This is a genomic window from Immundisolibacter sp. (assembly GCF_014359565.1).
Taxonomy (GTDB): domain Bacteria; phylum Pseudomonadota; class Gammaproteobacteria; order Immundisolibacterales; family Immundisolibacteraceae; genus Immundisolibacter.
In genome coordinates this window covers 1-20,570 of record NZ_JACIZD010000002.1, presented here as the reverse complement: position 1 = coordinate 20,570, position 20,570 = coordinate 1, and the positions used below count along the sequence as shown (strand labels likewise).

Genomic DNA, 20,570 nt, shown 5'->3' with positions numbered 1-20,570 from the left:
CGCCGCCGGCGCGGTGCTGGTGGTCGGCCCGTCCTGGGTCGGCGACATGGTGATGATCGAACCGCTGCTGGCTGGGCTGAAACAGCGCCGGCCGGCACCGGCCATCGACGTGCTGGCGCCGGCCTGGTCGCGCCCGCTGCTGGCGCGCATGCCGCAGCTGCGCCACGCCATCGACCTGCCCATCGGCCACGGTGCGCTGGCGCTGGCCGAGCGCTGGCGTATCGGCCGGGCGCTGCGCGGCCAGTACCGGCAGGCCATCGTGCTGCCCGGCTCGTGGAAGTCGGCGCTGATCCCGTTTTTTGCCCGCATCCGGACCCGCACCGGCTTCGTGCGCGAGCTGCGTTACGGCCTCCTGAACGACGCCCGGCGCCTCGACAAGCGCGCGCTGCCGATGACGGTGCAGCGCTTCGCGGCGCTGGGGCTCGCTCCCGGTGCGCCGCTGCCGGCCGATCTGCGGCCGCGCCTGCACGCCGATCCGGCGGCGGTGGCCGGCACGCTGGCGGCGCTGGGCCTGGATGGCAGGGCAGGGCGCGTGCTGGTGCTGTGCGTGGGCGCCGAATATGGTCCCGCCAAGCGCTGGCCGGCGCAGCACTTCGCGGCCGTGGCGCGGCATTACCGGGCGCAGGGCTGGCAGGTGTGGCTGCTCGGTTCGGCCAAGGATGCGCCGGCCGCCGCCGCCGTCAACGCCGCCGCGGACGACGGCTGCGTGGATCTGGCCGGGCGCACCAATCTGGGTCAGGCCTGCGACCTGATTGCCGCTGCGGAGCTGGTGGTCAGCAACGACAGCGGCCTCATGCACGTGGCCGCAGCCTTCGGCCGGCCGCTGGTGGCGGTGTACGGCTCCTCCGATCCGGGTTTCACGCCGCCGCTGTCGGATCGCGCCCGGGTGCTGAGTCTTGGCCTGCCATGCAGTCCCTGCTTCCAGCGCGAGTGCCCACTCGGCCATCTGCGCTGCCTGAACGATCTGGCGCCGGACCAGGTGCTGGCCGCCGCCGCGCAGCTGCTGGCGTGAAGCTGCTGCTGGTCAAGACCTCGTCGCTCGGCGACGTGCTGCATGCCCTGCCGGCGCTGACCGAGGCCCGCGCGCGGCTGCCGGCGCTGGAATGCCACTGGGTGGTGGAGGAGGCCTACGCCGCGATCCCCGCCTGGCACCCGGCGGTGACGCGCGTGATCCCGGTCGCGCTGCGGCGCTGGCGGCGCGCGCCGCTGGCCGCCTGGCGCAGCCGGCAGCTGCCGGACTTCCTGCGCCAGTTGCGTGCGCAGCGCTACGACTGCGTGCTGGACGCGCAGGGCCTGCTCAAGACCGCGCCGGTGACGCTGCTGGCGCGCGGGCCGCGGGTGGGTTTCGACCGCCGCAGCGCGCGCGAGGGCCTGGCGGCCTTCGTCTACGACCGCGCGGTGCCGGTGGATCGGCACCAGCATGCGGTGCAGCGGCTGCGGGCGCTGTTCGGCGGTGCGCTCGGCTACCGGCCGGGACCGGATCAGCCCGCTTACGGCATCGACCGCACGCGCCTGCCGGCGTCGGTGGCGGATGGCGACTATCTGGTGTTCCTGCACGGCAGCACCTGGCCGAGCAAGCTGTGGCCGGATGCCCACTGGCGGGCGTTGATCGAGATCGCCGGGCGCGCCGGCCGGCGGGTGCTCTTGCCGTGGGGTGATGCCGTGGAGCGCGCCAGGGCCGAGCGACTGGCCGGCGGCCACGCCCATGCCCGGGTGCTGGCGCCGCTGCGCCTGCCCGAACTGGCCGCGACGCTGGCCGGCGCGCAGGGCGTGATCGGCGTCGACAGTGGCCCGACGCACTTGGCCACGGCGCTGGGCGTGCCGACGCTGGCCCTGTATGGCGCCACCGATCCGCAGCTGACCGGCACCTGGGGCGCACGTCAGCGGCGCGCGCAGGCGGTGTATCCGTGCGCGCCGTGCCTGCGCCGGGTATGCCGCTTCGCGGCCGAGGGTGCCGTGCATCCGCCCTGCTACGGGCAGCTCGGCCCGGATGCCGTGTGGGCGCAGCTGGGGCAGCTGCTGGAGGCGGCATGAGGATCGCCTTTTGCCTGTTCAAGTACTTTCCCTACGGTGGCATGCAGCGCGATGCACTGCGCATCGGGCGCCTGCTGCTGGCACGCGGGCATGCGGTGGAGTTCTTCACCATCGCCTGGCAGGGCGCGCGCGATCCGCAGTTGCCGGTGCATCTGCTGCCGGCGCGGGGCCTGACCAACCACGCCCGGTATGCGCACTTTGCGCGCGCCTTCGCCGTGGCGGCGCGGGACTTCGACGGCCGGGTGGGCTTCAACAAGCTGCCGGGGCTGGATGTCTACTACGCCGCCGACACCTGCTACCTGGCGCGCATGGCGCAGCGGGCGTTCTGGCACCGCCTGTCGGGGCGTTACCGGGCCTTCGTGGCGGCCGAGCGGGCGGTGTTCGATCCGGCCGGGCGCACGCAGATCCTGGCCATCTCCGCCGCCGAGGCCGCCCGATACCAGGCCGCCTGGCACACGCCGCCGGCGCGCTTTCACCTGCTGCCGCCGGGCATCACCCCGGATCGGCGCGCCGGACCGGATGCCGCCGAGCTGCGCGCCGCGCTGCGGGCCGAGTTCGGCGTCGGCGAAGATCAGTTCCTGCTGCTGCAGGTCGGCTCGGGCTTTCGCATGAAGGGCCTGGACCGCAGCCTGCGCGCGCTGGCGGCGCTGCCGGAGAGGCTGCGCGCGCGCTGCCGGCTAATCGCCATCGGCCGCGACAAGCCGGGGCCGTTCCTGCGCCTGGCGCGGCGCTTAGGTATCGGCGGGGCGCTCACCATCCTGCCCGGCCGGGACGACATTCCGCGCTTCCTGCAGGGCGCCGATTTGCTGCTGCACCCGGCCTATTACGAAAACACCGGCGCGGTGCTGATCGAGGCGGTGGTGGCCGGGCTGCCGGTGCTGACCACCGCCGTGTGCGGCTACGCCGAGCACGTGGCGGCCAGCGGCTGCGGGCTGGTGTTGCCGGAGCCGTTTCGGCAGGCCGACCTGGATGCCGCCCTGGCGCGCATGCTCGGCGGCGACGAGCGCCCGGCCTGGCGGCAGGCCGGCATCGCCTACGGGCGCACGCAGGACCTGTGGCATCTGCACGATCGCGCCGCCGACACGATCGAACAGGTGCTGCGCCGATGAGGCTGGAGCTCGAGCCGGTCGTGCGGGGCGCGCTCGGCGCCGATCCGTTCGACGCGCTGATGAGCATGCCCGGCGAGGTCTACCGGGAGACCGGCGGCCGGCAGACGCTGCGCGTGTCGATCGCCGGCCAAGACTATTTCCTGAAGCGCCACCGCGGCGTCGGCTGGCGGGAAATCTTCAAGAACCTGCTGCAGCTGCGCCTGCCGGTGCTGGGCGCCGGCACCGAAGTGCGCGCCATCCGCCGTCTGGAGGCGCTCGGCATCCCGACCCTGCAGCTGGCCGGCTGGGGGCAGCGCGGCCGCAACCCGGCCCGGCACGCGTCCTTCGCGCTCACCGTGGCGCTGCAGGACACGCTGAGCCTGGAGGAGCTGTGCGCCGGCTGGGGTGAGCGTTCGCACTGGACTGCCGAGCAGTTGATCCTGAAACGCCAGCTGCTGCGGCAGCTGGCCAGCACCGCCCGCACCCTGCACGAGCACGGCGTGAACCACCGCGATTTCTACCTGTGCCACTTCCTGCTGCGGCAGGACAGTCCGGGTCTCACGCAGCCCGGTGGCCGGCTCGACCTGCACCTGATCGACCTGCACCGGGTGCAGCTGCGCCGGCGCACGCCGCGGCGTTGGCGGCTGAAGGACATTGCCGGCCTGTATTTCTCGGCCCTGGATGCGGGCCTGACGCGCCACGACTGCTACCGCTTCATGCGCCTGTACGGCGGCACGCCGCTGCGGGCACAGCTTGGCCGGCCGTTCTGGCGCCAGGTGAGCCGGCAGGCGGTTTTTCTGTATCGCAAGGCGCATGGACGCACGCCGCGCCTGCCGGTGCCGGTGTGAGCGGACTGCCCGACCTGCCGCTGCGGATCGACGTGCCGGAGCTCGGCCTTCTGCACTGCGACTGTGCCTTGCGCATCCTGCCGGGCCGCCGCTGGACGCTGGCCGGCACCCTGGAGCGCGATCAGCGGCCGGTGGTGGCCAAGCTGTTTCTGGCCGGCCGGCAGGCGCGGCGCCACTTCGAGCGCGAGTGGCATGGCTTCGAGGCCCTGCATCGACGTGGCATCGCGGCGCCGGACGTGCTTTACGCGGGCGCGCTCGATGAACCGCCGGGCTGGCTGGTCCTGACCGCGTGGCTGCCCGGCGCCGGCGCCGATGCGCTGGCCGAGGCCGCCTTGCCGGCCGTGCTGCGGGCGGTGGCTTCCCACCATGCCGCCGGCGTCGAGCAGCGCGACGCACACCTGGCCAATTTTCTGGTGCGCAGCGGCGTGGCCTGGACGCTCGACGGCGCCGGCATCCGCACATCGGCTCAGCCGCTGCCGGCCCGGCGGGCGCTTGGCAACCTGGCCCTGTGGCTGGCGCAGTTCCCGCCGGCCGTGGATGAGCGCCTCGGCGAGTGGTGCGCGCTGTATGGCGCCATCGCCCGGCCGCTGCCGCGCGAGGACCTGCAGCGGCTGATCGACCGTGCGCGGCGCCGGCGCGAGATGCAGCACATCGACAAGGCGCTTCGCACTTGCACGGCCTTCGATGCCCGCCGCACGCTGCGTCGGCTGCAGGTGCTCGATCGCCGTGACGATACGCCGGCCCTGCGCGCGTGGCTGGCCGCGCCGGATGCGCCGTTCGAGAACCTGAATGCCGACTGGCTCAAGCGCGGCAACAGCGCCAGCGTGGTGCGGGTCGATATCGACGGCCGGCCACGGGTGGTGAAACGCTACAATTTGAAGAATTTCGGCCACTGGCTGCGCCGCTGCTGGCGACCCAGCCGCGCCTGGCACAGCTGGCGCAATGCGCAGCGCCTGATGCTGTGGGGCCTGCCGACGCCGCGGCCGGTGGCGCTGCTGGAAAACCGCTTCGGCTGCCTGCGCGGACGGGCCTGGTACCTCAGCGAGTACGTGCCGGGGGAACTACTCGGCGCCGCGCTGGCGGCGGCCGCGCCGGGGCGGCGGGCGGCGCTGCTGGACCGCCTGTGCGCGCTGCTGCGGGACTTAAAGCGCCTGAATCTGAGTCATGGTGACCTCAAGGCCACCAACCTGCTGGTCGACCAAGACGACAACCTGATGCTGCTGGACCTCGATGCCCTGCGCCGCCACCGGCGACGCCCCGCGTTCGAGCGGGCCTTTGCCCGCGATCTGGCGCGCCTGCGCGCCAACTGGGCCGATCAGCCGGCGCTGCTGGCCGAGCTCGAGCAGGCACTGACCGACGCCGGGCTCGCACCGTGATCGTGCTGGGTCTGTCCGGCGCGGTCAGCCACGACGCCTCGGCCGCGCTGCTGGTCGACGGCGAACTGGTGGCGGCGGCCGAGGAAGAACGCTTCATCCGCGACAAGCACGCCAAGGGTCGCCAGGCGCTGCATGCGGCGCGGTTCTGTCTGGACCGGGCCGGCATCCGGCCGGATCAGGTCGACGCGGTGGCCTATCCGTATGCGCCGATCGGCCTGGGCTCGCCGGCGCGTTGGCATTACGCGGCCCGCACCTGGTACGCGCCGGACCGGGCGTTGACGGCGCTTTTCGACGGCAACCGGCGCTACCGGCGCAACCGCCGCCAGGCGCTGGCGATGCTCGGCGAGCTCGGTTTCGAGCAGTCCGGTGTGCGCTTCGTGCCGGTGGAACATCATCTGGCGCATGCGTCGAGCGCCTATCACCTGTCCGGTTTCGACGGCAAGGTGGCGATCCTTGGCATCGACGGCCGCGGCGAGTACGCGACCACCTTCTTCGGCTACGGCGAGGGCGGGCGCATCCACAAGCTGGCCGAGTTCTACGAGCCCGACTCGCTGGGCGGCCTGTACGGGGCGATCACCGAGTACCTGGGCTTCGAGATGCTGGACGGCGAGTTCAAGGTCATGGGCATGGCGCCCTACGGCGACCCGAACCGCTTCGACTTCTCGCGCCTGCTGCGCTGCGACGGCCGCCGTCTGCGCGTCAACAACCGGCTGGTCAACGTGGTCGGCCTGCGCCGCTACAAGCGCGGCGGCAAGGGCTATTTCTTCAGTCCGAAACTGGTCGAGTGGCTGGGCCCGCCGCGTGAGGGCGACGCCATCGACGAGCCGTACATCCACTACGCGGCGGCGGTGCAAAAGCTGCTCGAAGACACGGCGCTGAAGCTGGTCGAGCAGCACCTCGGTCCGGTTCTGGCGCAGGGCGGCAAGCTTGCCTATGCCGGCGGCGTGGCTCTGAACGTGAAGCTGAACCAGCGCCTGATGGCCCTGCCGCAGGTCGAGCAATTGTTCGTGCAGCCGGCGGCGGGCGATGCCGGCACGGCGCTGGGCGCGGCCACCTATGTGGCCGCCGGTGCCGGTGACACCGTGCAGCCCATGCGCCACGCCTATCTGGGTCCGGACTACAGCACCGAGGAGTGCCTGGCCGCCTGCGCTGCCCACCCGGCCCGGCCGCAGTACCGGCGCCTGGACGACACCATCGCCACGGCCGCCGACATCCTGGCCGCCGGCAACCCGCTGGCCTGGTTCCAGGGGCGCATGGAGTTCGGCCCGCGGGCGCTGGGCAATCGCAGTATCCTGGGCAATCCGTCGCACCCCGGCGTGGCCGAGCGCATCAACGCGCAGATCAAGTACCGCGAACGCTGGCGGCCGTTCTGCCCATCGGTGTCGGACCGCGTGGCGGCGGACATCATCGGCACCGAGCACCCGGCGCCGTACATGACCTTCACCTTCGACGTCGCCCCGCACTGGAAGAACCGCATCCCGGAAGTGGTGCACGAGGACGGCACCGCCCGCGTGCAGATCGTCAGCGCCGCCAGCAACCCGCGCTATCACGCCCTGCTGGACGCGATGGCGGCGCGCACCGGCAACGCGGTGCTGCTGAACACCTCGCTGAACCGCCGCGGCGAGCCGATGGTGTGTTCACCCAAGGACGCGCTCGACATGTTCTTCGGCTGCGATCTCGAGTACCTGATCCTGGAAGACGTGCTGGTGACCAAGCCCGGCGTGGCGGGCGGCCGGTGACCGGCGTGCTGTTCATCGTCGGTGCCAGCCGCAGCGGCAGCACGCTGCTCGAGCGCTTGCTGAACGAACTGCCGGGGGTGATGTCGGTCGGCGAGCTGCAGCGGGTCTGGCGGCGGGGCTTCATCGAGAACCAGCTGTGCAGTTGCGGGCAGCCGTTTCACGACTGCCTGTTCTGGGGCGAGGTGCGCCAGCGGCTGGACGCCGATGGAGTCGTTGACGCCGGCGCCGTGGACGCGCTCAGCCGCCGGGCATTCAAGCGCGGGCTGTGGCCGCGGCCCATGGGCGAGGCGATCCTGACGCACTGGAGCCGTCTGTTCGGGGCCATCGCCGATGTATCCGGCGCCCGCTGGCTGGTGGATTCGTCAAAGGATCCGGTCTATGCGGCACAGCTTGCCCACTTGCCAGGCTTTCAGACCCGCTACCTGCACCTGATTCGCGATCCGCGGGCGGTGGCCTATTCCAAGATGCGGCGGCGCCTGCGCCCGGAAATCCACTGGGCCGAGGCCTACATGGCAACGCGCTCGGCCTGGGCCAGCGCCGGCAGCTGGAACCGCACCCACCGTATGGCTGAAGCGGCCCACAAGGCCGTCGACCGGCCCTGGCACCGCCTGCGCTACGAGGACCTGGCGGCCGACCCGCGCGCCGTGCTGTCGCCGCTGGTCAGCGCCTTGAATCTGCCGTTGACCGACGCCGATCCACTCGCCTTCCTAGGCCAGGGCGTGGCGCGGGTCGGCGTCGGCCACTCGGTGTCGGGCAACCCGATGCGCTTCGATCACGGCGAGCTGCGCGTGGTGCCGGACCAGGAATGGCGCCATGCCCTGCCTCGGCGCAGCCGTTTCGAGGTCAGCCTGCGCTCGTATGTCGGGCTGCGCCGCTATGGCTACATCGGGGGCAAGCACGACTAGACTGAGGCCCGACAACAACCCGGGGAGGAGTCGGTCATGTCGCCCATCGTTGCCACCGTCATCGGCGATCCCTGCGGTGTCGGTCCGGAAGTCGTGCTCAAGGCGCTGGCCACCGGGCAGCCGCAGAAGCAGTCGCGCCCGCTGCTGATCGGCAGCCTGGCGGCGCTGGAAAAAACCCGCGCCGCCTGCGGCATCGACGTCGCGCTGCGAGCGGTTGCCGACAGCGCCGACGCGCGTTACGAGCCGGGCGTCATCGACGTGCTGGACCCGGTGCCGCTCGATCCGGCGCAACTGGTGTTTGGCCGCGCGTCCGCCGCCTGCGGCGAAGCCGTTCTGCACTGGCTGGAGACCGCCGAACGGCTGGGCCGGGCCGGCGCCGTGCAGGCCAGCATCATGGCGCCCGTCGACAGCACCGCCATTCGCCTGACCGGCAAGCTGAAGGACCTCGACGACCTGCAGCCGGCCGGCACCTGGCTGCTGCGCGTCAGCGGCGCCCTGCGCGTGGTGCCGATCGCCGAACACGTGCTGATGCGCGACGTGCCGGCGACGGTCACGCAAGCCAATGTGCTGGCCCTGTTGCGGCTACTCGACGACACCCTGAAACGCTATGGCCTGGCGCAGCCGCGCATCGCCGTGGCGGGCCTGAACCCGCATGCCATGGGCCCGGAGGACCGTGAGCAGATCGCCCCGGCGGTGGAGCAGGCGCGCGCCGAGGGCATCGTCGCCAGCGGCCCCATATCGCCGGACGCGGTGTTTCGCCAGTGCATCGAGGGCCGCCACGACGCGGTCGTGTCCATGTACCACGACCAGGGACAGATCGCCGTCAAGACCGCCGTGTTCGAGGGCGCCTGTTCCATCTACATCGGCCTGCCCTACGTGCACCTGTCGATCCCGCACGGCAGCGCGTATGACATTGCCGGCAAGGGCATTGCGCAGCACAAAAGCATGCTGTCGGCGATGCTGACGGCCGCCGCGCTAGCGGCCGGGCGCGGGTTTCTGTAGGGCCGTCAGTCCGGATAACGCTGCGGGTGGGCGGCCAGATCGGCCAGAAAATCATCCAGCATGGCGCCCGTGTCATAGGCCGGATTCCAGCCCCATTCCTCGCGGGCAAACCGGTCGTCGACCGGCTTCATCAGCCGGTCGACGAAGGCCTGGCGCTTTGCATCGACCCGAAAATCGATCCTCGCCCCCGGCACCCGCTCGCGCACCAGATCGGCCAGGGCCTCCGCGCTGGGCGTCGGCGGCACGCCGTTGATGAGGTAATTGAACTGCTTGAGCTGTTCCCGCGGCGCGCGGGACAGTTGCAGCACGCCGCGGGCGGCATCCTTCACGTACACGATGGGCACGCGGGTGTGGGGCGCGACTTCGATCGTGTACGGCCGGCCCTTGGCGCATTCCTCGACCACCCAGGAATGGAACTGCGCCGCGCCCGGCGTGCGCACGCCCGGGCCGCAGATGCCCGGAAAACGAATGCCGCGAAAGTCCAGCCCGTAGCGGTGGCGGTAGAAATTGCCGGCACCCTCGCCGAACAGCTTGGCCGTGCCGTAGAACGACAGCGGCCGCTGCAGCGTCAGGTCGTCGATGCGCTCGCCGGTCATGCCGAGCGCGTAGGTGCCGATGGTGCTGGCGAACAGCACCTGCGGCACCTCCAGAATGCGCGCGGCTTCCAGCACGTTGAAGGTGCCGTTCACGTTAGCGTGCATGGCCGCCGCGGGGTCCAGGTCCGAGGCCGTGGACAGGATCGCGCCCAGGTGAAAGATGGCCTCCGGGCGAGATTGCTTGACCGCGTCCAGCACGTGGCTGACGTTGCCGACGTCGCCGCGGATCAGCGTCACCCGGTCCGCGATGTCCGCCAGGCGCTGCTGCGCGCCGCTGACGTGGAACACGGCGATCTGGTGCCCGCCTTCCGCAACCAGTTGGCGCACCACTTCGGCGCCGATGAAACCAGTACCGCCGGTGATCAGAACTCGCATGGCGTCTCTCCTGTGTCGCTGTCGTTATATGTCCCGGCGCGGCCTTGCGTCGTGCGCCCGCGGCCAGCCGGATTGCAGTGCGGATGATGATCCACAAACAGGCCTGTTTGATCGCCGGACGATGAAATCGAGGCGCCTGGCATCGACTGCCCGCGCGGCGCGTCCAGCGACAGGGCTGGCATAAACTCCACGCCCATGAGCCAAGTCCTGATCAACCAGTACCTCGCCCAGCTCGACCTTCTGAAAAAGGTCGGCGGCACGCACCGCGAGTCGGTGGTGCGCGAGGCCTTCAAGGACCTGCTCAAGGGCTGGGGCCGCCAGCACGACCTGGTCTTCATCCCCGAGTACAAGCTCGACAGCGCCACCCGGGACACCCGCTTCGTCGACGGCGCGCTGCTGCACGAGCTGCGCGTGCCGTTCGGCTACTGGGAGGCCAAGGACGCGAAGGATGACCTGGACGAGGAGATCGCCTTCAAGTTCAAGCGCGGTTACCCGCAGGACAACATCGTGTTCGAGGACAGCACCCAGGCGGTGCTGATTCAGAACCGCGCCGAGGTGATGCGCTGCGGCGTCACCGACGTGCAGCAACTGGAGAAGCTGCTCAAGCTGTTCTTCGCCTACGAGCGGGCCGAGATTGCCGACTTCCGCAAGGCCGTCGCGCAGTTCAAGACCGACCTGCCGGCCGTGCTGGAAGCCCTGCGCGCCATGATCGAGGCGCAGTTCGCCAGCAATGCGGCGTTTCGCGAGGCATCGGCCGCGTTTCTGACGCACGCGCAGGAGGCCATCAATCCGGCGCTTACGGCCGCCGACGTGCGCGAGATGCTGATCCAGCACATCCTGACCGAGGAAATCTTCTCCAAGGTCTTCGACAGCGAGTTCCACCGCGACAACAACGTCGCCCGCGAGCTGTACAAACTGGAGGAAACCTTCTTCACCGGCGGCCTGAAGCGGGCCACGCTCAAGGGGCTGGAGGCCTACTACGCCGCCATCCGCGCCGCGGCCGCGCAGATCGGCAGCCACCACGAGAAGCAGGCCTTCCTGAAGCTCATCTACGAGAATTTCTACAAGGTCTACAACCCCAAGGCCGCCGACCGGCTGGGCGTGGTCTACACGCCCGGCGAGATCGTGCGCTTCATGATCGAGGGCGCCGACTGGCTGTGTGAGAAGCACTTCGGGCGCAACCTGATCGACAAGAACGTCGAGATCCTCGACCCGGCCACCGGCACCGGCACCTTCGTCTGCGAGCTGCTGGAGCACTTTCGCGGCCAGCCGGCCAAGCTCGCGCACAAGTACCGCGAGGAACTGCACGCCAACGAGGTGGCGATCCTGCCCTACTACGTGGCCAACCTGAACATCGAGGCCACCTACGCCGCCATCACCGGCGAATACGAGGAGTTCAAGAACCTGTGCTTCGTGGACACGCTCGACAACGTCGGCCTGCACACCGCCGCCCACGGCGTCACGCACGACCTGTTCGGCAGCGTCAGCGAGGAGAACGTGGCGCGCATCAAGCGCCAGAACGCCCGCAAGATCAGCGTCATCATCGGCAACCCGCCGTACAACGCCAACCAAGTGAACGAAAACGACAACAACAAGAACCGCGAATACCCGAGCATCGACAAGCGCATCAAGCAAACCTACATCCACGAGAGCACGGCGCAGAAGACCAAGCTGTACGACATGTACGCGCGCTTCTTTCGCTGGGCCAGCGACCGGCTGGCGGCCGACGGCGTGCTGACCTTCGTGACGAACCGCAGCTTCATCGACAGCCGCACCTTCGATGGCTTCCGCAAGGTGGTGGCGCAGGAGTTCGCCGAGGTCTATGTGATGGACCTGGGCGGCGACGTGCGCGCGAACCCGAAGCTGAGCGGAACGAAACACAATGTGTTCGGCATCCAGACCGGCGTGGCGATCAGCTTCCTCGTCAAGCGCCACGGCGCGGCGGGCAAGAAGGGCGCGCGCGTGTTCTATGCACGGCGGCCGGAGATGGAGACGGCGGAGGAGAAGTTGGCTTGGTTGGGCAGCGCGCGGGCGTCGGAGTTGGCCTTCGATGAAGTGCGGCCGGATGCGAAGCAGAACTGGCTGAACGTTACGAGTAATGACTTCGATGAGTTGATGCCGGTGGCAACGAAGGAGGCCAAGCAAGCAAGTGAGGCGTCCCGGAGCAAGGTGATCTTCAAACTGTTCTCTTTGGGCATCGTCACGAATCGCGACGAGTGGGTCTACTCCGACGACCAGTCCTCGCTTGAAGACAGGGTGCGGTTCTTCTGCGATGCTTATGCGGCCGACGCCGAGCGTTGGAGGCGCTCCGCGCAACGGCAAGCGACAAGCGACTTCGTTGATCGCGGAATCAAATGGACCAGCGAACTCGAAACACACATGCAGCGCGGCACAGCGCTGGCGTATGACCCCAGCAATGTCTACGAGTCGCTCTATCGGCCGTACGTGCGGCGCCTCACCTACTTCGCTCCTGCGATAACGCACCGTCCGTATCAGAACTTCAGCGTCTTCCCGTCGCCCAGCACGCGGAATCCCGGTTTCAGCTTTTCAGCAGAAGACCGCGCGGGGTTTGCAGTCCTCGCCTTCGACAGATTGCCCAATAAGGACATGTTCTTGCCGAACGCCGGGCAGACCGTCTGCTTGTGGCGGTGGGACGAAGCGGGCAACCGCATCGACAACATCACCGACTGGGCGCTGAAGCAGTTCCAGCAGCACTACCAGCCCGGCAGCGGCAAGAAGAGCCAGCCGATCACCAAGGAAGCCATCTTCCACTACGTCTACGCGGTGCTGCACGACCCTGTGTACCGCGAGAAGTACGCGCAGAACCTGAAGCGCGAATTCCCGCGCATTCCGTTTTATGCGGATTTTTGGCAGTGGGCGGGCTGGGGCAAGGCGCTGATGGATATGCACATCGGCTACGAAAGCGTCGAGCCGTGGCCGCTCACCCGCATCGACGTGCCGGACGACAAGGCCCGCGCCGCCGGCCAGAGCCCCAAGCCGGTGCTCAAATCCGACAAGGACGCCGGCACCATCACGCTGGACAGCGAGACCACGCTCACCGGCGTGCCGCGCGAGGCCTGGGCCTACCAGCTCGGCAACCGCTGCGCCATCGACTGGGTGCTCGACCAGCACAAGGAAAAGAAGCCCAAGGACCCGACCATCCGCGCCAGGTTCGACACTTACCGCTTCGCCGACCACAAGGACGCGGTGATCGACCTGCTCCGGCGCGTGACGCGTGTCAGCGTCGAGACCGTCGACATCACAGCGCGCATGAAAGCCGCACCGCATTGACCCGCCCGTGGCCTGGCCAGTCAGACCGCGTAGGGCGGAATAGCGCAGCGTATTCCGCCTTCCGAGAGCAAGGCTACTCGAAACTCACCCCGCGCACTGCTGATCCGGCGGCCCAGTCCGGTGGATAAACACCGCGCTCGACGTAGCGGTGAAATGACGAATACGGCCAGTCCACAACGTGGTCGGCGTGGCCGTGTTTCACGGGGTTGTAATGGATGTAGTCCACGTGTCGGGTCAGGTCGGCCGCATCGCGGATCGCGTGTTCCCAGAAGCGCCGCTGCCAGATGCCTCGCTCGCCGGTGCGCTGGCGTCGTTCGGACAGCCGTTCCCCAGCCGCGATGCCGCGCGCGAAGGCGGCTTTGATCAATCGCCAGCGGGTGGAGAAATCGGCATCGGCGGGCGGCAGTGTCCAGACGCAGTGCAGGTGATCCGGGAGGATCACGATGGCGTCGATGGTGAACGGATACCGATGCCGGACGCCGCGAAACGCTTCGCGCAGCGTCGCGATGTTCTCGACCAATAGCCGGCGGCGGCGTTCGAGCAGGGCGACGGTGAAGAAGAAGGTGCCGCCAGGGATGTCAGCACGAACGTAGTGCGGCATGGCGGGAGTGTAACAGTGGCGGCGGGGCAACCCGGAAGGCGGAATACGCTGCGCTATTCCGCCCTACGCGGGCTGCTCCGGCGCGTGACGCGCGTCAGCGTCGAGACCGTCGACATCACTACGCGCATGAAAGCCGCACCGCATTGACCTGCCCGCGGCCTGGCCAGTCAGCGTAGGGCGGGCAAAGGCCATAAGGCCGTGCCCGCGCGGTTCTGACGAGGTTTCGATGAGCCGCATGCGGCGAGTGGCGCCGTATCCGCGTGGGCACGCTGCGCTTTGCCCACCCTACGCTGGCTTTTTAGCTTTTTTGGAGATACTGCTGATCTTCAAGCAAGCTTAACACCTGAACAGCTAGATCATGCAAAACTAGAAATGCAGCGTTTTCATATTCAGTGTATTCATCTACGGATTTGATCGTCATATTTTTGCCGTGGGCGATATCGTTGCGGCGTGCAACTAACGTTTTTATTCGGGATCTTTCATCCGACAAAATATTGGAATTTATGCCAACTCTAGCGCACTCCCTTTCGAATACATTCGGCCACAAGTTGCTGTCTGTTTGTAGCCTACAATCCGGATGAAATGCCGCAGAGTTTTCGAGCTCAGCAGGTAAGATCGTGCTAAAAAACTCCCAAAGCATTTTCGTTTCAGTATTCCCTCTAAGCATTTGAAACTTTTTTTCCAACGCGAGGGCTTGGAATTCCCTCGAAAGTTCTTTAACAGAAAGTTTTTCGGCCTCAACTTTATCTAGTAAAAGCTCCCAGGCGAATTTGGTAAATCCTTCGAAATGGGCATAAAGCAGCGCCCAGCACGCGCGCAATGTTGCGCGATAAACTATTTCGTTCTCACTATGAAAAATGGCCAGTCGCTTCAACGACGCCAGCTCTGCCTCCCGCCAACGTAGATCTTCTTCCAGTTCGTCCGACTGCGATTTCATGCGTTTCTTAGCGCGTCAGTGACAAGCTGGATTCTTGTCTCCATCTTTTCCCGGGAATTCGCGCCGGGACCCGTAACCGCTCGAAAAGCATCAGACTGAACAAGAGCTGTGATTACGTTTCGAAGAGTATCGGCGCTTTTATGTTCGATGTCCGCCTTTGTATTTGAAATGCCAATAGAAATAGCCTCAAAATATGCGGGTGGCAGTGATCCAACGGGCATGGTTCCACGATATCTTAAAAATGCAGTTTCCCCAAGTTTGGTCCTCGCAAGCCTAAACACATTGCGGAATTCGGCTTCCTCCTGCGCATAGTCAAACACATGATGTTCCAACAGCACCTGCTCCATGTAGTTGTCTAGCCAATCGCGAACGCTGCCCCGAAAAAGGTTTCGCGCGTTTTTCGTAGCAAAAAAGCGGAGAACAAGCTCCTCAGCACCTTTCTTTTCCTTTTCGGGTTGTGGTAGGTAATCCGAGCACGCGGAGAAATTGGAATCCTGCGTTAAGTCCACGAGGAATGAGTAAAACTTAACTCCCTCATTTCCTATCATTCGAGCAGAGCAATTTCGGATTTCTTGGGGCTCCAAATTCGCCCCGCCGGTGTTGAGTCGCTTAAACATTTCATATCGCAAAAAGCCCCTGCTTTGTTTTTTTATGACGACAGTACGGATCGGCGCGCGCTTCAGACTTAGCCGAAGACTTAGCGGAAGATCGTGAAACGTCAGGCCATTCAAGGCCCTGATAAGCGTACAGCCCTCGAGAGTCAAGGGGTCAAGGCCGACTGAATCTGGATCGATAAACTGCAAAACGGTACTAGTACGTTGTAGCCCATCAATAAGTTCTAAAACCCCGTCTTGGTTTTCGATTACAAAAATCTGCGGGATTGGCAACTCTAGCAAGATGGATTCTATGAGGTGAGATCTTTGCTGGTTGCTCCAACGAAACAATCTTTGATATTCCGGCTGAATGACAAGCTCCCTATTCTTGTGCAAGTTGGAAATTTCACCGAAGCTCATGTCAAAGGTGTCCGTGCGGACTTCTCCGATACGATCATTGATTTCTTCTTCAACCGACATAAATTGTCCCTTCTAATAACCTAATGTGAGTTATCCGATATTTGTCTGAATAAATGTGTTACCAGACACGTCCGAAAAATGTGGGCGTGGTGTACCAACCTCATGATTCATAACGTTCACCATGTCCGATAAGCTGGGCCTGCACATGAACACTGCTCCTGCTGATCCTTCGGTGCCCCGGTCGCCCAGGCTGCTCGATCAGCTTCGCGATCGTCTCCGTCTGAACCACTACAGCCTGCGTACCGAACGTGCGCATGGTCAGTGAGTAAAAAGATACATCTACTTTCACGGCAAGCGCCATCCGTCCACAAAAGCGCATGCTACCCGCCCTCGGCCATCTGGCGCAGCGCTCGCCGGTTGGTCTTGCCGCTGTTGCCGCGGGGCAGTTCGTCCAGGAAGCGGTATTCGCGCGGGCGCTGGTAGCCGGGCAGGTCGGATGCCTGCACCACGGCGTCCAGGGCTGTGTCGCTGAGGGCGGGATTCTTGCGTACCACGAAGGCCACGATGCGCTGGCCCCACTGCGGGTCCGGCAGGCCGACCACGGCCGCCTCGGCGACGTCCGGGTGCGCCAGCAGCACGTTCTCGACCGGTCCGGGCATGACGTTGATGCCGCCGGAAATGATCATGTCGTCGACCCGGCCGCGCACGTACAGATAGCCGTCGGCGTCGAAGGTGCCAAGGTCGCCGGAGCGCCACCACGGGCCGACGAATTTTTCCCGCGACAGCGGCGGGTCGCACCAGAACTCCTGCGCCAGCGACGGGCCGCTGATGAGGATTTCGCCTTCCTCGCCGGGCGGCAGTTCATCGTCCGGGCTGCCGCCGGCCGCCACCACGCGCACTTCGGAATTCAGCAGCGGCTTGCCGACGCTCTCGATCTTGTCGGGCCGGGCCAGGTCCTCCGGGAACATGGCCGTGCCGCCGGACACGGCGGTCTCGGTGGTGGAGTAGCAGTTGATGATGCGCGGGCAGATGCGGCGGCGGATGGCCTCCAGCGTCGGCAGGTCCATCACCTCGCCCGCAAAGCCGACCTGGCGCAGCGAGGACAGGTCGTGGCTTTCCACGTCCTCGCGCAGCAGCAGCCGCCACATGGTGGGCACCAGCAGCAGGTTGGTCAGGCGCTCCTCGGCAATGGTGCGCAGCACGCGCTTCGGGTCCCAGTGGTCGTGAAACACCTGCCGGGCGCCGATGTTGAAGTAGGGCAGGGCCAGGTTCGACCAGCCCATGAAGGACGTGGTGAACATGTTCAGCGTGCTGCTGTGCGGCGTCAGGCCGAACGGGTAGACGGCCGCGCGGCAGCTTTCCACCAGCTTGGCGTGGGTGTGCAGCACGCCCTTGGGGATGCCCGTGGTGCCGGAAGTCAGCACGATGGCCGCCAGGTCGTGCCCGGCCAGCGCCATCGGCTCGAAGTCGAGCGGGTAGCGGTCCAGATCATCCGGGATCACCGGCTCGGCGCCGCTGCGGATCTGGTCGGGCGGCGTGGCCTCGCTGCGGGCGCGCACGTAGCCGGTGATCAGCGGCACCTGGGCGCGGATGTGCGCCACCTGCTCGGCGAAGCTGCCGTCGTAGATCAAGGCCCGCGGCGAGATGCGCTCCAGCGTCTTGACCAGCACCGGCAGTTTCTCGCGCACGTGCAGGGCCACCGGCACGGCGCCCAGTTCCCAGCAGCCGTACAGCGCGATCGGGTGGATGGTGGACGGCAGCATCATCAGCGCCACCCGGTCGCCCTTGCGCACGCCCAGGCCAAACAGCAGGGCGGCGGTCTGCTGTGCGCGCGCCAGCATCTGCCGGTAGGTGTAGCGGTGCTGCGAGTCCGCCAGCGCCTCGTTGTCCGCGTGGTGACGGGCGGTGCGGTGCAGGGCCTGGCGCAGGTTCGGGCCGCGGGATTCGGGCATGGACGTTTTCCTCCTGGGTCCGGCCGGGTTCGTGCCCGGCTCGATGGGTGGTTTGTGCGGGTCGTCCGTGACTGGGCGCGGGCCACGAGGGTGGCGATGCGATTCAGGATAGTGCCACGGCAGCGCCGGGGTAGGCGGGTCTTCGCGCTACCATCGGCGCGCCGGATTTGCCTGGCAAACGTACTGGAGGGATTGGCTTATGCGTGGCATGTATGGGGCGAGCCTGGCGCTGATCGGCCTGTTTTCGACCCCGCTGTGGGCGCACGACTGCGTGACGACGGGGCATTACGCCAACTGCGACGACGGCACCAGCTACACCTATCAAGGTGGCGTCGGCGTCGGTTCCGACGGCACCACCGTGATCCGCACTCCGGACGGGGTCTACGTCGGGCACCAGCACCCGCAGGGCGTGCGTCCGCCGGTCCGTGACCCGCGCCTGGATGACGAAGCGCATCCGGGCTGCAAGAAGGTCAACGGTCGCGAGGTGTGCGGCTGAGTGCGGCCGGCGTTGCGCACTGCGATGCCATGCATGGATCGCCGTTAGCCAACCGTGCAGCTTGACGTAGGAGCGGGCCATGCCCGCGACAGCGTCTTGCGCAACGCCCGCCCGTCCGCGGGATTCCGGTGTAGGAGCCCGGCTATGCCGGGCGATGGGCCGGGCGATGGACCGGCTGCACACGGCCACTGGCAACGCGATGGCGGCCAGCCACGCCCCGCCATCGCGCAGCACAGCTGCGCTCCCACAGGTGATGGGACGCTCGCATGGTGGTGATCGGGTGGTTCAAGCCAGACAGGCGGGCCGGTACATATCCGGCAATAAAAAAGGTGGCGTCCCCGCTCCCCCACAGATAAGGGACGCCACCCCATCCCTGGACCGCGGCGCGGCCGATCGGGATAACCATTACCGCCACCCTTGCGGTGGCGTCCGGGTGCCGGCAGATTGCCGACACCCAATGCGCAGCCATCGTTTCACGCCCATCCCGCGCCCGACTTGACCCACGTCAACGCCGGATGAGTGAGGTCGCTCAGGTCAGCGCGGAACCGAAGCTGGGGATCATTTCCCGGCCGTGGAAGAAGATGGCCCGCGCCGCCTCGTCCTCGGTCCAGGTGACTACGTCGTTGTCGTAGTGGGGGAAGGTGCCGCCGGCGTAGGTCTCGTTGCGGTTACCGGACGGGTCGAAGAAGTACGTGGTCAGGCCGCGCGTGAGGCCGTGGCGGGACGGGGTCAGTTCGGTACGCACCCGGTGGCGGGATTGCAGATCGGCCGCGCGCAGCACGTCGTCCCAGGTCTCTACGTAGAAGCCGACGTGGTGCAGCTTGCCGTTCGGGCCCTTGATGAAGGCGATGTCGTGCGCCTTGTTGGTGACGTGCAGGAAGCTCGCCAGCAGGCCGCCTTCCTTGTTGATCAGCCGCTCGCTCTGGTGAAAGTCGAGCCCTTCCACGAAAAAGCGCGTCACGCCTTCCAGATCCTCGCCGGTCAGCAGCACGTGGTCGAAGCGGTTCACGCCCACGCCACGCCGGTCGTCTGGCCAGGGCTCCGGGTTGGTGTTGCCGACCGCGATGCCGACCCGCTCCATCTGCTGGTAAAACTCGATCCGGTGCCCGGTCGGCAGCGTGGTGGCCACGGCCTCGCCCTCGCCGATGCGGCTGCCGGCGGACACGCGCTGCACCGGAAAGCCGAAGCGCTCGCAGGTGCTCTCGATGCGGGCCAGATCGTCCGGAAAACGCACCTTGAAGGCCACGTGGTCCAGACCGGCGCGGTCGTTTTCCTTGAGGATCACGCTGTGGTGGTCGTACTCGTCCCAGCCCTTGAAATAGGCGGTGCCGGGCGCGCTGGCGGTTTCGGTAAGGCCCAGAAAATCGCCGTAGTGCCGGCGCGCCTCGGCCAGGTCCAGGACATTGATGGCGACTTTGCCGATACGCAGGATGCTCATGTCGGAATTCCTCACTTGGCTTGCGGGAGCAAGCGGACGGCGATCATTCTGCGGCGCCGTCACGGCGGCGGATTGACGGCTGTCAAGGTGCGGCGGCGCTGGCCGGGCGGCGAACGGCCGTGTCGCAGGCCGGCTGCTGCCTGACGGCCGGCTCGTGCACGCAGAGGCGGCTCCCGCCATTTGGCTGGCCTCGTGCATGGCGTGCCCCGCCTGACGCAGCAACGGGTCGGCGCTGGACCGCCGTGCCTGCGGCTACAGCGTCATGCCGCCGTTGGCGCTCACGCGCTGCGCACGCTTGCTGATGCTCAGCCGGACGCCTGGGGAACCGCTGATCAATCCACCGAAACCGGCGCCGTGGACATGACGGCGCCAACGCGCGAGCGAGCTTGGGGAAAAACGGCCCGTTTTCGGGTGTGGATTGGGTAAATGTACGCGTTTCAGCCGGGTATTCCGGGTTTTGGGCTCCCTCAGGACGCACTGAGGGTGTCGCGCGCCCTGAGGCGCCAGCCGGCCAGTACCAGGTTGGCCAGGCCGAACAGCGTGAACAACTGCGCCTGGTTCTTGGCCAGCCCCCGGTAACGCGTCTTGCGGTGCTTGAACAGGTTCTTGACGATGTGAAACGGATGCTCGACCTTCGCCCGCAGGCTCGCCTTGACCTGTTCGATCCTTTCCTGCAGCCGGCCCAGCGCATCGTCGGGCAGGGCCCGGCGCACGCCCGGGCGCAGCGCCACGTGCCAGGTGACCGGCGCGTCCCGATTCTCGGGACGCTTGGCCACGCCCTGGTAGCCGGCATCACCCAGCGCGACCGTTTCCTGCCCGTGCAGCAGGCCGTGTGCCTGGGTCACGTCGTTGACGTTGGCCGGCGTGGTCAGCACCGTG

18 protein-coding genes are annotated in these 20,570 nt (G+C 67.0%); 10 read left to right on the top strand and 8 right to left on the bottom strand.

The features are described from left to right. The first annotated feature begins 13 nt into the window (after positions 1-13). Genes waaF through H5U26_RS03950 form a run of 8 tightly spaced genes read left to right on the top strand, consistent with a single transcriptional unit; the run spans position 14 to position 8,992 of the window. On the top strand, positions 14-1,012 hold the full coding sequence (gene waaF, locus H5U26_RS03985) for a lipopolysaccharide heptosyltransferase II (RefSeq protein ID WP_290616893.1): 999 nt from the start codon (positions 14-16) through the stop codon (positions 1,010-1,012). Next, entirely contained in the window at positions 1,009-2,034 is a 1,026-nt protein-coding gene (gene waaC, locus H5U26_RS03980; protein ID WP_290616891.1) for a lipopolysaccharide heptosyltransferase I, read from the top strand. Before waaF ends, waaC begins: the two co-directional genes overlap by 4 nt. Further along, positions 2,031-3,143, top strand: a complete 1,113-nt coding sequence (locus H5U26_RS03975) for a glycosyltransferase family 4 protein (RefSeq protein WP_290616889.1) — start codon at positions 2,031-2,033, stop codon at positions 3,141-3,143. Before waaC ends, H5U26_RS03975 begins: the two co-directional genes overlap by 4 nt. Continuing rightward, the gene (rfaP, locus tag H5U26_RS03970; RefSeq protein WP_290616887.1) at positions 3,140-3,970 is read left to right on the top strand and encodes a lipopolysaccharide core heptose(I) kinase RfaP; all 831 of its coding nucleotides are present in this window, start codon (positions 3,140-3,142) and stop codon (positions 3,968-3,970) included. The genes H5U26_RS03975 and rfaP overlap by 4 nt, the downstream gene beginning before the upstream one ends. Then, positions 3,967-5,346: a lipopolysaccharide kinase InaA family protein gene (locus H5U26_RS03965; RefSeq protein ID WP_290616885.1), complete on the top strand. Its 1,380-nt coding sequence runs from the start codon at positions 3,967-3,969 to the stop codon at positions 5,344-5,346. The genes rfaP and H5U26_RS03965 overlap by 4 nt, the downstream gene beginning before the upstream one ends. Next, a complete protein-coding gene (locus H5U26_RS03960; protein WP_366055878.1) occupies positions 5,343-7,085 on the top strand; it encodes a carbamoyltransferase C-terminal domain-containing protein in 1,743 nt (580 codons plus the stop codon). Before H5U26_RS03965 ends, H5U26_RS03960 begins: the two co-directional genes overlap by 4 nt. A 5-nt stretch (positions 7,086-7,090) precedes the next feature. Continuing rightward, positions 7,091-7,990, top strand: coding sequence for a sulfotransferase (locus tag H5U26_RS03955; RefSeq protein ID WP_290616881.1), 900 nt, complete (start codon positions 7,091-7,093; stop codon positions 7,988-7,990). Positions 7,991-8,026: 36 nt separating this feature from the next. Next, positions 8,027-8,992, top strand: coding sequence for a 4-hydroxythreonine-4-phosphate dehydrogenase PdxA (locus H5U26_RS03950; protein ID WP_290616880.1), 966 nt, complete (start codon positions 8,027-8,029; stop codon positions 8,990-8,992). Between the two features lie 5 nt (positions 8,993-8,997). Here the strand turns inward: H5U26_RS03950 and H5U26_RS03945 are convergent, their stop codons facing one another. Together H5U26_RS03945 and H5U26_RS03940 are read right to left on the bottom strand one after the other, a co-directional pair. Next, positions 8,998-9,963 carry an NAD-dependent epimerase/dehydratase family protein gene (locus H5U26_RS03945; RefSeq protein ID WP_290616878.1) on the bottom strand — a complete coding sequence of 322 codons (966 nt, stop codon included), beginning with the start codon at positions 9,961-9,963 and terminating at the stop codon, positions 8,998-9,000. Beyond that, positions 9,951-10,160, bottom strand: coding sequence for a hypothetical protein (locus H5U26_RS03940; RefSeq protein ID WP_290616876.1), 210 nt, complete (start codon positions 10,158-10,160; stop codon positions 9,951-9,953). Before H5U26_RS03940 ends, H5U26_RS03945 begins: the two co-directional genes overlap by 13 nt. Here H5U26_RS03940 and H5U26_RS03935 point away from each other — a divergent pair. Then, positions 10,159-13,254, top strand: coding sequence for a type ISP restriction/modification enzyme (locus H5U26_RS03935; RefSeq protein ID WP_290616874.1), 3,096 nt, complete (start codon positions 10,159-10,161; stop codon positions 13,252-13,254). The two genes, H5U26_RS03940 and H5U26_RS03935, sit on opposite strands and share 2 nt — an antisense overlap. A gap of 73 nt (positions 13,255-13,327) precedes the next feature. On the opposite strand, the gene H5U26_RS03930 is transcribed toward H5U26_RS03935, so the two are convergent. From H5U26_RS03930 to H5U26_RS03915, 4 genes are all read right to left on the bottom strand, one after another. Continuing rightward, complete coding sequence (locus H5U26_RS03930; RefSeq protein ID WP_290616872.1) at positions 13,328-13,855, bottom strand: transposase; 528 nt, start codon at positions 13,853-13,855, stop codon at positions 13,328-13,330. Between the two features lie 298 nt (positions 13,856-14,153). After that, positions 14,154-14,792 carry an MAE_28990/MAE_18760 family HEPN-like nuclease gene (locus tag H5U26_RS03925; protein ID WP_290616870.1) on the bottom strand — a complete coding sequence of 213 codons (639 nt, stop codon included), beginning with the start codon at positions 14,790-14,792 and terminating at the stop codon, positions 14,154-14,156. Then, a complete protein-coding gene (locus tag H5U26_RS03920) occupies positions 14,789-15,865 on the bottom strand; it encodes a DUF262 domain-containing protein (protein ID WP_290616868.1) in 1,077 nt (358 codons plus the stop codon). The genes H5U26_RS03925 and H5U26_RS03920 overlap by 4 nt, the downstream gene beginning before the upstream one ends. A 320-nt stretch (positions 15,866-16,185) precedes the next feature. Beyond that, a complete protein-coding gene (locus tag H5U26_RS03915) occupies positions 16,186-17,757 on the bottom strand; it encodes a class I adenylate-forming enzyme family protein (protein ID WP_290616866.1) in 1,572 nt (523 codons plus the stop codon). 199 nt (positions 17,758-17,956) lie between these two features. Between H5U26_RS03915 and H5U26_RS03910 the strand changes: the two genes are divergently transcribed. Further along, complete coding sequence (locus H5U26_RS03910) at positions 17,957-18,253, top strand: hypothetical protein (protein WP_290616864.1); 297 nt, start codon at positions 17,957-17,959, stop codon at positions 18,251-18,253. A gap of 529 nt (positions 18,254-18,782) precedes the next feature. Here H5U26_RS03910 and H5U26_RS03905 read toward each other — a convergent pair. Continuing rightward, on the bottom strand, positions 18,783-19,691 hold the full coding sequence (locus tag H5U26_RS03905; RefSeq protein ID WP_290616862.1) for a catechol 2,3-dioxygenase: 909 nt from the start codon (positions 19,689-19,691) through the stop codon (positions 18,783-18,785). A gap of 467 nt (positions 19,692-20,158) precedes the next feature. Further along, the coding region (locus H5U26_RS03900) for a transposase (protein WP_290616860.1) at positions 20,159-20,570 on the bottom strand (412 nt) is incomplete at its 5' end.